Annotated in this window: 11 protein-coding genes; 1 reads left to right on the plus strand and 10 read right to left on the minus strand. The window is 72.2% G+C overall.

What is annotated here, in order from left to right; genetic code table 11:
* Positions 1 to 35: 35 nt before the first annotated feature.
* Together ACSUPV_RS07125 and ACSUPV_RS07130 are read right to left on the minus strand one after the other, a co-directional pair.
* Positions 36 to 881: an inositol monophosphatase family protein gene (locus ACSUPV_RS07125; protein WP_037759755.1), complete on the minus strand. Its 846-nt coding sequence runs from the start codon at positions 879 to 881 to the stop codon at positions 36 to 38.
* Positions 882 to 969: 88 nt separating this feature from the next.
* Positions 970 to 2,796 carry a gamma-glutamyltransferase family protein gene (locus tag ACSUPV_RS07130; protein ID WP_436947136.1) on the minus strand — a complete coding sequence of 609 codons (1,827 nt, stop codon included), beginning with the start codon at positions 2,794 to 2,796 and terminating at the stop codon, positions 970 to 972.
* 227 nt (positions 2,797 to 3,023) lie between these two features.
* Between ACSUPV_RS07130 and ACSUPV_RS07135 the strand changes: the two genes are divergently transcribed.
* Positions 3,024 to 3,692, plus strand: a complete 669-nt coding sequence (locus ACSUPV_RS07135) for a hypothetical protein (protein ID WP_037759911.1) — start codon at positions 3,024 to 3,026, stop codon at positions 3,690 to 3,692.
* Positions 3,693 to 3,715: 23 nt separating this feature from the next.
* Here ACSUPV_RS07135 and ACSUPV_RS07140 read toward each other — a convergent pair whose 3' ends face one another.
* The 8 genes from ACSUPV_RS07140 to ACSUPV_RS07175 all read right to left on the minus strand — a co-directional run bounded on the left by ACSUPV_RS07140 (position 3,716) and on the right by ACSUPV_RS07175 (position 13,498).
* A complete protein-coding gene (locus ACSUPV_RS07140) occupies positions 3,716 to 5,236 on the minus strand; it encodes an NCS1 family nucleobase:cation symporter-1 (RefSeq protein ID WP_359789266.1) in 1,521 nt (506 codons plus the stop codon).
* Positions 5,237 to 5,373: 137 nt separating this feature from the next.
* Positions 5,374 to 6,396: a TIGR03842 family LLM class F420-dependent oxidoreductase gene (locus tag ACSUPV_RS07145; protein WP_031118300.1), complete on the minus strand. Its 1,023-nt coding sequence runs from the start codon at positions 6,394 to 6,396 to the stop codon at positions 5,374 to 5,376.
* A 12-nt stretch (positions 6,397 to 6,408) separates the two neighbouring features.
* Positions 6,409 to 7,809 (minus strand): dihydropyrimidinase, encoded by a 1,401-nt coding sequence (hydA, locus tag ACSUPV_RS07150; protein WP_031118301.1) that lies wholly within the window; start codon positions 7,807 to 7,809, stop codon positions 6,409 to 6,411.
* 91 nt (positions 7,810 to 7,900) lie between these two features.
* Positions 7,901 to 8,743 carry a nitrilase-related carbon-nitrogen hydrolase gene (locus ACSUPV_RS07155; RefSeq protein ID WP_031118302.1) on the minus strand — a complete coding sequence of 281 codons (843 nt, stop codon included), beginning with the start codon at positions 8,741 to 8,743 and terminating at the stop codon, positions 7,901 to 7,903.
* Between the two features lie 155 nt (positions 8,744 to 8,898).
* A complete protein-coding gene (locus ACSUPV_RS07160; RefSeq protein ID WP_436947137.1) occupies positions 8,899 to 10,461 on the minus strand; it encodes a PucR family transcriptional regulator in 1,563 nt (520 codons plus the stop codon).
* Between the two features lie 27 nt (positions 10,462 to 10,488).
* Positions 10,489 to 11,775 (minus strand): aspartate aminotransferase family protein, encoded by a 1,287-nt coding sequence (locus tag ACSUPV_RS07165; RefSeq protein ID WP_037759763.1) that lies wholly within the window; start codon positions 11,773 to 11,775, stop codon positions 10,489 to 10,491.
* A complete protein-coding gene (locus ACSUPV_RS07170) occupies positions 11,772 to 12,614 on the minus strand; it encodes a nitrilase-related carbon-nitrogen hydrolase (RefSeq protein ID WP_037759765.1) in 843 nt (280 codons plus the stop codon). Before ACSUPV_RS07170 ends, ACSUPV_RS07165 begins: the two co-directional genes overlap by 4 nt.
* Before the next feature lie 170 nt (positions 12,615 to 12,784).
* Positions 12,785 to 13,498 (minus strand): hypothetical protein, encoded by a 714-nt coding sequence (locus tag ACSUPV_RS07175; RefSeq protein ID WP_436947138.1) that lies wholly within the window; start codon positions 13,496 to 13,498, stop codon positions 12,785 to 12,787.
* Positions 13,499 to 13,563: the final 65 nt, after the last annotated feature.

Raw genomic sequence — 13,563 nt, forward strand, 5'->3', positions numbered from 1 at the left:
ACGGTCGGTGACTGACCGTCGTGCTTCCGCCGGGCTCACGCGCCGCCCGACAGCAGCGCCGCCACCCGCCGGGCCGTGGCCGCGTCGCGGGCCGCGGTGAACGGCAGGGCGTTGCCGCCCGTGATGCGGAACGGATCACCGGCGCGGGTCAGGTGGGCGCCGCCCGCCTCCTCGACCAGGAGCAGTCCGGCCGCGTGGTCCCAGGCGGCTTCCCAGGAGAAGGCCGTGGCGTCCAACTCGCCCCGGGCGATGGCGAGGTACTCCAGGCCGGCCGAGCCGCACGCGCGCGGTGCCACGCCCTCGGTGCGCAGGCAGAGCAGGGCGTGCTTCTGCTCGTCCGTCGTGTAGTCCGGGTGGGAGGTGGCCACGCGGAGGTCGCGGCCGGGCTCCGGCACGCCGGCGAACAGCCGCTCGCCGTCGAGGTAGGCGCCCTTGCCCCGCTCGGCGGTGGCGAGCCGGTCGCGGGCGGGCGCGTAGGTCCAGGACGCGAGCAGGGTGCCGCCCTGGGCCAGCGCGACCAGGGTGCAGAACCCGGCCTCGCCGCGGACGAACGGCCGGGTGCCGTCGACCGGGTCGATGATCCAGACCGGGGCGTCGCCCCGTATCGCCTCGTAGGACGCCGGGTTGGCGTGGACCGCCTCCTCGCCGACGACGACCGAGCCGGGCAGCAGGGCGGGCAGTGTTTCGGTGAGGTACAGCTCGGCCTTGCGGTCGGCGTCGGTCACCAGGTCGTGCGGGCCGCTCTTCTGGTCCACCTCGTGTGCGGCGAGCTGGCGCCAGCGCGGCAGGATCTCGGTGGTGGCCGCCTTGCGGATCGCCTCTTCGACGTCGGAGGCGTGCTGTGCGAGAAACTCTTCGATGGTTTCGTTGCTGTCGATCACCCTTCCATGACAACACGTGCCACTGACAATCCCCACCCGCCGGGGGTTCCCGGGGTGGAATCGCGGTGAACACCGGCCGGGGGGCGGTTCACCGGCCGACCGCGTACCCCTGCATGCCGCGCGGGTTCGCCGCCGCCGACAGGACGCCGGTCTCCGGGTCGCGGGCGACCGCGCAGAGCCGGCCCTCCGACCAGGGGGCGCCGACGGTCACCTCGTGGCCGCGGCGCCGCAGCTCCGCGACGACGGCGGGGTCGGTGCGGGCCTCGACGGTCACGCTCCCGGGGCGCATGCCGCGCGGGTAGAAGGAGCCCGGGAAGCTGTCGTTGTGCCAGTTCGGGGCGTCGATGGCGCCTTGGAGGTCGGGGCCGCCGCGCACCTGGGGGCGCAGCGCGACCGCCAGGAGGAAATGCAGCTGCCACTGGTCCTGCTGGTCCCCGCCGGGCGTGCCGAACGCCAGGACGGGCACGCCGTCACGCAGTGCGATCGACGGGGACAGGGTGCTGCGGGGGCGGCGGCCGGGGGTGAGGGTGCTGGGCAGGCCCTCCTCCAGCCAGGTCATCTGGAGCCGGGTGCCGAGCGGGAAGCCGAGTTCGGGGACGACGGGGTTGGACTGGAGCCAGCCGCCGCTGGGCGTGGCCGAGACCATGGTGCCCCAGCGGTCGACGATGTCGAGGTGGCAGGTGTCGCCCCGGGTGCTCCCGTCGGCGGTGACGACCGGTTCGCCGGGCACGGGGGAGGTCGGGAGCTTCGCGACGGTCGGCTCGCCGACGCCCAGGGCGTCGAAGCCCTCCTGGGCGGCGGCCGCCACGCGCGCGTGCGCGCCCAGCCGCGGGGGGCGTCCGCCGGGGCTGCCGGGCCGCAGGTCGTGCTCGGCCCGCTCGCCGACCAGGGCGCGGCGGGCCGTGTTGTACTCGGCGGACAACAGGTCGTCGAGGGGCACCTCGGCGGCGTCCCCGTACCAGGCCTCCCGGTCGGCCATGGCGAGTTTGCAGCCCTCGACCAGGAGGTGGACGTAGTCGGCCGAGCCGTAGGCGGGCAGTTCCGGCGGGAGCAGGGCGAGTTGCTGGAGCAGGACCGGGCCCTGGCTCCAGGGACCCGGCTTGCACACGGTCCAGCCGTTCCAGTCGTACGTCACCGGCGTCTCGTAGGTCGCGGACCAGGCGGCGAGGTCGGCGGAGGTCAGGGTGCCGGTGTGGTGCTCGCCGGTGGTGTCCAGGGTGGGGCGCGCGGCCTGCCGGACGAGGGCCTCGGCGATGAAGCCGGTGCGCCACACCCGCCGCGCGGCCTCGATCTGCGCCTCCCGGTCGCCCGCCCCGGCGGTCTCGGCGAGCAGGCGCTGCCAGGTGGCGGCGAGCGCGGGGTTGCGGAAGAGCTCGCCGGGGCGGGGTGCCTTGCCGCCGGGCAGGTAGACCTCCGCCGACGAGGTCCACTCGGTCTCGAAGAGTTCGCGCACCGTCTCGACGGTCTCCGTGACGCGCTCCACGGGCGCGTGGCCGTGCTCGGCGTACCCGATGGCGTACTTGAGGACGTCGGCGAGGGATTTGGTGCCGTGGTCGCGCAGCAGCAGCATCCAGGCGTCGAACGCGCCGGGCACGGCGGCGGCCAGCGGTCCGGTGCCGGGGACGAGGTCCAGGCCGAGATCGCGGTAGTGCGCGACGGTCGCCCCGGCTGGGGCGACGCCCTGTCCGCACAGCACCCGCACCTCGCCGCCGGGCGGGGCGAGCAGGATCGGCACCTCGCCGGCCGGGCCGTTGAGGTGGGGTTCGACGACGTGCAGCACGAAGGCGCCGGCCACGGCCGCGTCGCAGGCGTTGCCGCCGTCCTCCAGGACGGCCATCGCCGACTGCGCGGCGAGCCAGTGGGTGGAGGACACCATGCCGAACGTGCCCTGAAGGGTCGGGCGGGATGTGAACATACGACCTCTCACCTCTCGTACGCGCGCCACCCGTCCCCCTCCCCCGGTCGCGGCTCCGGCGAAACCCCCCGGCCAGGGCTGCGCGTGCGACGGCGCCGGTGCGAACCGTGTTTCCGCAGCCTGTGTGCCGGACCGCACTTCCGCACCACAGGGACTCATGTGACACTGTCGTCCCGTCCGCCGTGCGGACCCGTTCCGCACCGTCCGTCCCCCACGAGAAGGGCGCCGTGCGTTCCCTACCCCTGCCCCTGGCCCTGACCGCACGCCTGTCCCCGGTGGCTGTGCTCGCCGCGGCGGGCTGGGCGCTGTCGTCCGGTCCGCTCGCCGCGCCGCAGGCCGCCGAGCACAAGCCGGCCGGCGAGAAGACCGAGACCCAGTCCGCGTCCGCCCCGTCCACGTCGACCGTGTCGAAGGCGTACTCGGCCGCGCCCGCGCCCTGCGAGAGCGTCGCCAAGAAGACGATCGAGTCGCTGGTGCCGGGCGCGAAGACGGCCGGGAAGGAGATCCCGTCCACGGACGCGGAGCTGCGCCGCACCTGCTCCTGGAACGCGCTCAAGGGCTACGACTACCGCTGGCTGGACGTGTCGTACGAGGTGCTGGAGTCGGACGAGGCGGCGCAGAAGGCGTACAAGGAGAGCACGGAGAAGCGGAGCGGCGGCGGGGACGTCCCCGGTCTGGGTGACAGCGCGTACTCCGTAGTGAACCTCACCACCGAGGACAAGCAGGAGACGCGTGAGGGCGTCGTGGTAGCCCGCGCGTCCAACGCGCTGGTGACCGTCACGTACAACGGCAGTGACTTCGAGTCGAAGAAGGCGCCGGACACGGACACCATCAACAAGGGCGCGATCAAGGCCGCGAAGGAGGCGGTGGCCGCGCTGGAGAGCGAGAAGGGCTGAGCGCCCTCCAGCGCGGCGCCCCCTCAGAGGGCTCTGCGGCCGCGCACCGCCATCAGCAGCAGGTACAGCGCCATCGACGTGCCCAGGCCCACGGCCCAGCCGTAGTCGGCGAGGTCGGCCAGTGCCGGGATGGGGCGGCCGTCGATGAGCGGTTTGAAGCTGGCGCCGCCGACGGCGAGGACTCCGCCGACCGCGAAGGCGACGACGGCCCGCCAGTTCCAGCCGCCCTCGTACCAGTAGCGTCCGCCCGTGCGGTACAGGTCGGCGAGGTCGAGCCGGGAGCGGCGCAGGATCCAGTAGTCGGCGATGAGGATGCCCGCGACGGTGCCGAGCAGGCCGCCGACCAGGCCGAGCCAGGTGAAGATGTAGCCCTGCGGGTCGGAGTACAGCTTCCACGGGAAGATCAGCACGCCGAGGACGCAGGTGGCGAGGGCGCCGGCGCGGAAGCTGATGCGGCGGGGCGCGATGTTGGAGAAGTCGAACGCCGGTGACACCAGGTTGGCGGCGACGTTGACGGACAGCGTGGCCACCAGGACGGTGACCAGGGCGAAGAGCAGACCGACGGTGTTGTCGGTCTTGGCCGCGAGCTGGACCGGGTCCCAGATGGCCTCGCCGTAGACGGCCTGCGAGCCCGAGGTGACCATCACGGACAGGAACGCGAACAGCGTCATCGTCGTCGGCAGGCCGAGGGCCTGGCCCCACGTCTGCGCCTTCTGGCTCCTGCCGTAGCGGGTGAAGTCGGGGATGTTCAGCGACAGCGTGGACCAGAAGCCGATCATGCCCATGAGGGCGGGCGCGAACAGCGTCCAGAAGTCGGCGCCCCAGCCGAGCTTGGAGGGCTGGTCGAGCAGCGGGCCGAAGCCGCCCGCCTTGTCGCTCATCCACCACAGCATCACGAACGCGCCGACGAGCACGAAGGGCGCCGCCCAGTTCTCGAAACGGCGGATCGTCTCCATGCCCCGGTAGATGATGACGACCTGCAGCGCCCAGAAGATCGCGAAGGACAGCCACATGGTCCAGGCGTAGCCGCCGACCTTCGCGGCGTCCGTCCAGCCGCTGCCGATCAGCTTCCCGGCCAGGAAGTAGATGGCCTCGCCGCCGATCCAGGTCTGGATGCCGAACCAGCCGCAGGCCACCAGCGCCCGTACGACGGCGGGCAGGTTGGCCCCGCGGATGCCGAAGGAGGCCCGCGCGAAGACGGGGAAGGGTATGCCGTACTTCGGCCCGGCGTGCCCGGTGAGCAGCATGGGTATCAGCACGATCACATTGGCCAGGGCGATGGTGAACACCGCCTGCTTCCAGTCCATGCCGACGGCGATGAGCCCGGAGGCCAGGGTCCAGGAGGCCGTGTTGTGGGCCATGCCGACCCACAGCGCGGAGAAGTTGTACGTGGTCCAGGTGCGCTTGGCGACGGGGACCGGCAGCAGGTCCTCGTTGGCGTAGGGACCGCTCGGCGCCGGGGCGCCCGGGGCGATCTCCACCCGGCCGTCGGCGAGGGTGACTTGGGTGGTGGGTGGTGTGGCCGTGGGAGCGGTATCGGTCATGGGCCGGGCCAATCAGGGAGGTGGGACGGGAAAGGCCGTGCGGGTGATGCCGATGGGGGGTGCGCTCGGGAGCGTCCTGCGCCCCCTTCCCGGGCCGGGGGAAGGGGGAGTTCATGAGGGGGTGCGGTGCGGGAGGGTCAGCCGTTGACCGCCGGGATCACCCGCGATCCGTAGGCGTCGATCACGGCCTCCTGCGCGTCGTGCATGTCGTACACGGCGAACTGGTCCACGCCGAGTTCGCGCAACGCGTTCAGCTTCTCGACGTGCCGCTCGACCGGGCCGATCAGGCAGAACCGGTCGACGATCTCGTCGGGGACGAACTGGGTGTCGGGGTTTCCGGCGCGGCCGTGGTGGGAGTAGTCGTAGCCCTCGCGGGCCTTGATGTAGTCGGTGAGTTCGTCGGGGACGGCGGCCGAGTGCTCGCCGTACTTGGAGACCAGGTCGGCGACGTGGTTGCCGACCATGCCGCCGAACCAGCGGCACTGCTCACGCGCGTGGGCGAGCGCCTCGGGCGAGTCGTCCTCGGTGACGTAGGCGGGGGCGGCCACGCAGACGGTCACCTCCGACGGGTCACGGCCGGCGGCGACCGCCGCGTCCTTGACGGCCTTGACCATGTACTCGGTCAGGTAGAGGTCGGCCAGCTGGAGGATGAACCCGTCCGCCTCCTCGCCGGTCATCCTCAGGGCCTTGGGACCGTACGCGGCCATCCACACGGGCAGTTCCGCGCCCGGCTTGATCCACGGGAATCTGACGACGCTGCCGCCGCCGAGGTCGGCCTCCCGGCCGCTGCCGAGGGCCCGGATGACCTTCATGGCCTCGCTGATCCGGGCCAGGGTGTTGGGTTTGCGGCCGGCCACGCGCATCGCGGAGTCGCCCCGGCCGATGCCGCAGACGGTGCGGTTGCCGAACATGTCGTTGAGGGTGGCGAAGGTGGAGGCGGTGACCTCCCAGGTGCGGGTGCCCGGGTTGGTCACCATGGGCCCGACCTTCAGTTTCGTGGTGTTGGCCAGGATCTGGCTGTAGATCACGAACGGTTCCTGCCACAGCACGGCGGAGTCGAAGGTCCAGCCGTACGAGAAACCGTTCCGTTCCGCGCGTTTCATCAGGCTGATCACCCGCGAGGCCGGCGGGTCGGTCTGCAGGACGAGTCCGAAGTCCATCTGCGCCACTCCCTAGTTCAGGTACTGACAGGTGGAGCGCGGGGCGAAGACGCCGTGACCCGGGCGTCCGGTGTACTCCCGCTCGGTGATGACCGGCACGCCGCGCGAGAGCACGGTCTCGACGCGGCCGGTGACGCGTTTGCCCTCGTACGCCGAGTAGTCGACGTTCATGTGGTGGGTCTCGGCCGACATGACCTGCTCGGCGTGCGGGTCGTAGATCACCACGTCGGCGTCCGCGCCCGGCGCGATGGTCCCCTTCTTCGGGTACAGGCCGAACATCCGGGCCGGGGTGGCGCAGGCGATCTCGATCCAGCGGCGGCGGGAGATGTGCCCGTCCAGGACGGCCTGGTGGAGCAGGTCCATGCGGTTCTCCACGCCCGGCAGGCCGTTGGGGATCTTCGAGAAGTCGCCGCGGCCGAGCTCCTTCTGGCCGACGAAGCAGAACGGGCAGTGGTCCGTGGAGACCACCTGGAGGTCGTTCGTGCGGAGCCCCTGCCACAGTTTGGCCTGGTGCTCGCGCGGCCTCAGCGGCGTGCTGCACACGTACTTGGCGCCCTCGAAGTCGGGTTCGGCGAGGTTGTCGGTGGACAGGAAGAGGTACTGCGGGCAGGTCTCGCCGAAGACGTTCAGCCCGTCGTCGCGGGCGCGGGCCAGTTCGGCGACCGCCTCCATCGCCGAGACGTGCACGACGTAGAGGGGCGCGCCGGCGACCTGCGCGAGCCGGATGGCGCGGTGGGTGGCCTCGGCCTCCAGCAGGGCCTTGCGGACCTCGCCGTGGTAGCGCGGGTCGGTCTCGCCCCGGGCCAGGGCCTGTTCGACCAGGACGTCGATGGCGATGCCGTTCTCGGCGTGCATCATGATCAGGCCGCCGTTGTCGGCGGAGCGCTGCATGGCGCGCAGGATCTGGCCGTCGTCGCTGTAGAAGACGCCCGGGTAGGCCATGAACTGTTTGAAGGAGGTGACGCCCTCCTCGACCAGCAGGTCCATCTCCTTGAGCGTCTCCTCGTTGACATCGGAGACGATCATGTGGAAGCCGTAGTCGATGGCGCAGTTGCCCTCGGCCTTGGCGTGCCAGGCGTCGAGGCCCTCGCGGAGGGCGTGGCCGACGCTCTGCACGGCGAAGTCGATGATCGTGGTGGTGCCGCCCCAGGCGGCGGCGCGGGTGCCGGTCTCGAAGGTGTCGGAGGCGAAGGTGCCGCCGAAGGGCAGCTCCATGTGGGTGTGGGCGTCGACGCCGCCGGGGATGACGTACTTTCCGGTGGCGTCGATCGTCCGGTCCGCTGTGAAGGTCTCCGCCGCGGGGGTGCCGGTGGCGGCGAGGGCGGCGATGCGGCCGTCCTCGATCAGGACGTCGGCGTGGATCTCGTCGGATGCGGTGATCACCAGGCCGCTGCGGATGACTGTACGGCTCATCGGTCGCTCCTCACGGTGTGCACGTGACGGTTGTTCGTGGCTGGTCGCGCCCGCGCGGCGGTAGCCGCATGTCGAATACAGCGCCGCGCCCCTACAGGTCCGTCAGCGGGCCGTACGTCGCAGGCGCCCGGTCCCGGTAGAACTGCCAGCGGTCGCGGACCTCGCGGAGCTTCGCCATGTCCAGGTCGCGGACCACCAGCTCGGGCTCCTTGTCGCTCGCCACCTCGCCGACGAACTGGGCCTCCGGGTCCACGAAGTACGAGGTGCCGTAGAAGTCGTTGTCGCCGTACTCCTCGATGCCGACCCGGTTGATCGCGCCGATGAAGTACTCGTTGGCCACGGCCGCCGCCGGCTGTTCCAGCTGCCAGAGGTAGCCGGACAGGCCCCGGGACGTCGCCGAGGGGTTGAAGACGATCTCGGCGCCCGCGAGGCCCAGTGCCCGCCAGCCCTCCGGGAAATGGCGGTCGTAGCAGATGTAGACGCCGACCTTGCCCACGGCCGTGTCGAAGACGGGCCAGCCGCTGTTGCCCGGGCGGAAGTAGAACTTCTCCCAGAAACCGCGCACCTGCGGGATGTGGGTCTTGCGGTACTTGCCGAGGTAGGAGCCGTCCGCGTCGATCACGGCGGCGGTGTTGTAGAGGACGCCGGGCTGCTCCTCCTCGTACATCGGCAGCACCAGGACGAGGCCCAGTTCCTTCGCGAGGGCTTGGAAGCGGCGGACGATGGGGCCCTCGGGGATCTGCTCGGCGTACTCGTAGAACGCCGGGTCCTGCACCTGGCAGAAGTACGGGCCGTAGAACAGCTCCTGGAAGCAGAGGACTTGGGCGCCCTGCGCGGCGGCGTCGCGGGCCGCCTGTTCGTGGACCTGGATCATCGATTCCTTGTCGCCGGTCCAGGCGGTCTGGAAGACGGCGGCACGGATCACTCGGCTCATCGGGACCTCCGGTCGCTCGGTGTGCCGTGAGCCTAGGAAGCCGGGACGTCCTCTTTGAGGTGCACCGTGTCACGTCCCGGGACGTGCGGCGTGCCACTGTGTCACTCTGCCGTGGGCCCATGTTTCACCGCCGTTTTCCCAGGTGGTCGCGTGTTTCACTGCTGTTGCGCGTCGTGCGCGAGGAGTGCGATGTGCACCGAGGCGGCCTGCTCGAAGTCGTCGAGGTCCACCCCGAGGCGGACCTGTATCGCCTCCAGGCGGCGGTAGAGGGCGGGCCGGGAGACGTGGTGGAGCTGGGCGGTGCGGGACTTGTTGCGGCCGGTCGCGAGGTAAGTGCGCAGGACGGACAGCAGGTCCTCGTCGGTCCCGCGCAGCAGTCCGTTCAGCTCCCGCTCCGCGAAGGACTGCACGTGCGGGTCGTCGCGCAGCAGGCGGATCAGGCCGCGCAGGTGGACGTCCTTCAGGCGGACGACCGGCGGGAGGTCGAGGGCGGTGGAGGAGTCGGCGACGGCGTCCGCCACGTGCTGGGCCTCGCGCAGGCCGGTGGGTACGTCGTCCCAGGCGACCCGGGGGTCGGCCGCGGCGACGACCGTGCGGTCCGTGCCGGACTCGGTGCGCAGCCGGGTCGCGAAGTGGACGGCGAGGGCGTCCGCGTCCTGGTCGCGGGGCAGGCTGAGCAGCACGGCGGTGGCCCCGTCGGCCAGTTCGGCGACCAGTCCGGGCAGGCCCAACAGCCGCAGCAGCCGCTCCAGTTGCCCGGTGTCGCCGTCGCGGACGACCAGCGGCACGAACGTCCTCCGGTTGACGGGCAGTCCGGCCGCGCGCGCCCGGGGCAACAGTTGCCGCGCGGGGACGACGCCGCTGACCAGGTCGGTCAGCAGGCTCTGCGCGGACTGCTCCTCCCAGGAGCACGCGGCGCCGCCGAGCATGCGGTGCAGGACGAGGGCCTCGGCGGCGCGGTCGGCCAGCAGCCGTCCGGTGGCGGTGTCGCCCCGGTAGCCGCACAGCACGATCCGGCCCCAGCGCTCCCCGCGCCCGCCGAGCTCGGCACGGATCCAGCCGTCGCCCTCGGTGCCGCCGGCCTGCCGGGCGATGCGCTCCCAGTCGCGCAGCACGTCGTCGACCGCGGGCCGCTCCCCCGCCGTGCCGAGGACGCGGTGGGCGAGGTTGGTGACGACGACCGGGCAGGCGCTGTGCCGGGCGACCTCGTCGAGCAGGCGCTGCAGCGGGGCGCCCGCGGTGATGAGGGCGGTGAGCTCGGTGCGGACGGCCTCGGAGAGGCTGACGGCGGCGAACTTGCGCCGCACCAGCCGGGACTGGACCTCCTCGGTGAGTTCGGCGAAGGGGAAGGGCCGGTGCAGCACGACCATGGGCAGCCCGCACCGCTCGGCGGCCCGGCGCATCACGTCCGGCGGGGAGGGGAAGGCCCGGCCCAGTCCCAGGACGACCGCCGCCGCCTCGGCGCGGTGCAGCGACCGGACGTACTCGGCCTGCTTGTCCTCGTCCCCGGCGAGCAGCACACCGGTGGTGAGGACCATCTCGCCGCCGCTGAGCATCACGCCGACGTCGGCGGCCTCGGCGACGTGCACCCACCGGACGGGCCGGTCGAGGTGGCTCGCGCCGGCCACCACCTCGGGCTCCCCGGCGAGCACCCGCTCCAGGGTGAGGACCTGCCGCACCGACAGGGCCGGTTCCAGGGAATCCCAGGTAGTGGTCATGTGACGGTTCCCTTGCTCAGTCCACTGCTACTGGATGCTCCTCAGAGCGTTCTCGAGGATCGCGGCGCCCTCCTCGGCCTCCGCGACGTTGAGGGACAACGGCGGCGCGACGCGCAGCGAGCTGGTGTTGTGGCCGCCGCCCTTGCCGATCAGCAGGCCGCTCTCGCGGGCCGCCTCCAGGACGGCGGCCGCCGCCTGCGGATCGGCCTCGTCGGTGCCGGGCCTGGTGATCTCGATGCCGATCATCAGGCCGCGCCCGCGTACCTCCCGGACGGCCGGGACCGGCGCGGCGGCGGCCCGCAGCCGCTCGATGAGCAGTCCGCCGACACGCCGGGCGTTGCCCTGGAGGTCGTGCTCCAGCAGGTAGTTGAGGTTGGCGAGGCCCGCCGCCATGGTGATCTGGGTGCCGCCGAAGGTCGAGATGCTGTTGGAGTCCAGGCAGTTCATGATCTCGGAGCGGGCGACGACCCCGCCGATGGACATGCCGTTGCCGATGCCCTTGGCGAAGGTCATGATGTCCGGCGGCCCGTTCTGCCCGTGGGCCTGCCAGCCCCAGAAGTGCTCGCCGGTGCGGCCCCAGCCGGTCTGCACCTCGTCGGCGATCCACAGGATGCCGCGCTCGTGCAGCACCTCGCGGAAGGCGGCGTACAGCCCGTCCGGCGGGGAGGTGAAGCCGCCGACGCCCTGGATGGGCTCGGCGATCAGCGCGGCCGGGGGGCGGGTGTGGCCGAGCAGGTCGACCAGGTCGTCGACGCAGGCGGCGATGAAGGCGTCGTCGCTCAGCGAGGCGTACGGGCCGCGGGTGCGAACGCCGCCGTGGACGTACAGCGTCTGCAGCGGGGACAGCGAGGTCGGGGACCAGCCCCGGTTGCCGGTGATGCCGACGGAGCTGAAGGAGCGGCCGTGGTAGCTGTTGCGCATGGCCAGGATCGTGTTGCTGCGCCGGTACGCCGTGGCCAGCAGCAGGGCGGTGTCGTTGGCCTCGGTGCCGGAGGTGGTGAAGAAGACCCGGGCGTCCGGGATGCCGCTCAACTGGGCGACCCGCTCGGCGAGTTCCACCATCGGCCGGTTGAGGTAGAGGGTCGAGGAGTGGATGATCCGCCCGGCCTGCTCGCTCACCGCCTTGGTCACCTCGGGCAGCGCGTGCGCGGTCATGGTGGTGAGGATGCCGCCGAAGAAGTCGAGGTACCGGTTGCCTTCGGCGTCCCAGACGTGGCGGCCCTCGCCGTGGGTGATCTCGATCGGCTCCTCGTAGTAGAGGGCGAGCCAGTCGGGGAGCACCGCCCGGTGGCGGCCCAGGAGGTCGTCGGTCACGGCTGCACCAGCCCTTCGTAGGCGTCGGGGCGGCGGTCGCGGTAGAAGGCCCACGTCTGCCGCACTTCTTCGATGAGGTCGAGGTCCAGATCCCGGACCACGAGTTCCTCCTTGCTGTCGCTGGCGACGTCCCCCACGAACCGCCCACGGGGGTCGACGAAGTAGCTCGTCCCGTAGAAGTCGTTGTCGCCGTACTCCTCCTGCCCGACGCGGTTGATCGCGGCGATGTAGTACGCGTTGGCGACAGCGGCCGCGGGCTGCTCCAGCCGCCACAGGTGGGACGACAGGCTCCGGTGCGTGGCGGAGGGGTTGTAGACCAGCTGGGCCCCGGCCAGGCCCAGCTCCCGCCAGCCCTCCGGGAAGTGGCGGTCGTAGCAGATGTAGACGCCGACCTTGCCGGCCGCGGTGTCGAAGACGGGCCAGCCGAGGTTGCCCGGCTTGAAGTAGAACTTCTCGCGGAAGCCCTTGAGCTGCGGGATGTGGTGCTTGCGGTACTTGCCGAGATAGGTGCCGTCGGCGTCGATCACGGCCGCGGTGTTGTAGTAGAAGCCGGGCTGTTCGACCTCGAACACCGGCGCGACGATCACCATGCCGGTCTCGCGCGCCAGGGCCCGCATGCGCCGCACGGTGGGTCCGTCGGGCACGGGCTCGGCCCAGCGGTAGTGCTCCGGCTCCTCGACCTGGCAGAAGTAGGGGCTGTTGAAGACCTCCTGGAACCCGATGATCTTCGCGCCCCGGCGGGCCGCCTCGCGGGCGTGCTCCTCGTGTTTCGCCACCATGGACTCGGTGTCGCCGGTCCAGGCGGCCTGGACCAGAGCGGCACGTACGACGTTGGCCATGAGCTGCTCCTTCGACGCGGCGTCTGCGCCTCTACGCCCGTAGAAGCGGGCCGTAGAGCCACGAACGTAAGCCTCCGGCACGGGCTTGCCAAGACCATCGTCGCCAACCCGCGGGGCCGGGCGCGATTCGTACTCCTGTGGGTGAGTCGCCGGCGGCACGTCGGCGCCGGTCAGACGGCGAATCCGGCGACCCGGAGCGCGTGCAGCAGATCCCAGCGGCGCTCGTCCGACACGCCCTGGGCGGCCTCCAGCAGCAGCGGCACCAGGCGCTGCGGATCGGGCTGCGCGCTGCGGGCGGCCTCCTCGGGGGTGCGGGCCCGCACGTACGCGTCGAGCAGCGCGCGCACCTCGCGCCGGCGGCCCTCGGCGACCAGGTCGAGGACGGCCTCCCCGACCTCGCCCGCGGGCCGGGCGACCCCCTGGCGCAGCATCTGCTGTCCGTCCTCCGCGCGCCCGGCCGCGACCAGGGCGTCCGCGGCGGCGACCAGCCGTCCGGCGGGCAGCGAGGCGGCCTCCCAGAGCAGGGTCTGCCAGTCCGCTCCCAGTCCGGCCCGTTCGAGTGCGTGGGCGAGCAGCGGGAGCCGGTCGGGGGCCCAGTAGGCGGCCTCGACCAGCAGGGCGTGCGCCTCCCCGCTGCGTCCCTCCCCCCGGAGCCGCGCCAGTGTCTCGACGGCCCGCGCGACCTCCGTCCGCTCCGCGGCGCCGACCGTGCCGGTCGCGCCGGTCGCGCCGGTCTTCGGCGCCGCGGGCTCCGCTACGGCCTCCTCGGCGGCCCCGGCGAAGCGCGCGCCGCGCGGGGTGCGGCCGGTGGCGGGCGCGGGGACGGGGATGGCCGGCACCGCGGCGGGCGGTACGACGACGGGGGCGGCTTCCTCCTCCACCATCCCCGCGAAGCGGGCACTGCCGCGACGGCGTTTCCGCTGCTTGGAGGGGGCGGAGGGCTGGGGGG

The sequence above is a fragment of the Streptomyces sp. SudanB52_2052 genome, assembly GCF_964272415.1.
In the GTDB taxonomy this organism is placed as follows: domain Bacteria; phylum Actinomycetota; class Actinomycetes; order Streptomycetales; family Streptomycetaceae; genus Streptomyces; species Streptomyces olindensis.

What these genes read in the sequence shown, in the direction of transcription:
- ACSUPV_RS07130 (WP_436947136.1), bottom strand. Translation starts at nt 2,796, where the DNA reads ATGTTCACATCCCGCCCGACCCTTCAGGGCACGTTCGGCATGGTGTCC.
- ACSUPV_RS07140 (WP_359789266.1), bottom strand. Translation starts at nt 5,236, where the DNA reads ATGACCGATACCGCTCCCACGGCCACACCACCCACCACCCAAGTCACC.
- ACSUPV_RS07145 (WP_031118300.1), bottom strand. Translation starts at nt 6,396, where the DNA reads ATGGACTTCGGACTCGTCCTGCAGACCGACCCGCCGGCCTCGCGGGTG.
- hydA (WP_031118301.1), bottom strand. Translation starts at nt 7,809, where the DNA reads ATGAGCCGTACAGTCATCCGCAGCGGCCTGGTGATCACCGCATCCGAC.
- ACSUPV_RS07155 (WP_031118302.1), bottom strand. Translation starts at nt 8,743, where the DNA reads ATGAGCCGAGTGATCCGTGCCGCCGTCTTCCAGACCGCCTGGACCGGC.
- ACSUPV_RS07160 (WP_436947137.1), bottom strand. Translation starts at nt 10,461, where the DNA reads ATGACCACTACCTGGGATTCCCTGGAACCGGCCCTGTCGGTGCGGCAG.
- ACSUPV_RS07170 (WP_037759765.1), bottom strand. Translation starts at nt 12,614, where the DNA reads ATGGCCAACGTCGTACGTGCCGCTCTGGTCCAGGCCGCCTGGACCGGC.
- ACSUPV_RS07175 (WP_436947138.1), bottom strand. Translation starts at nt 13,498, where the DNA reads ATGGTGGAGGAGGAAGCCGCCCCCGTCGTCGTACCGCCCGCCGCGGTG.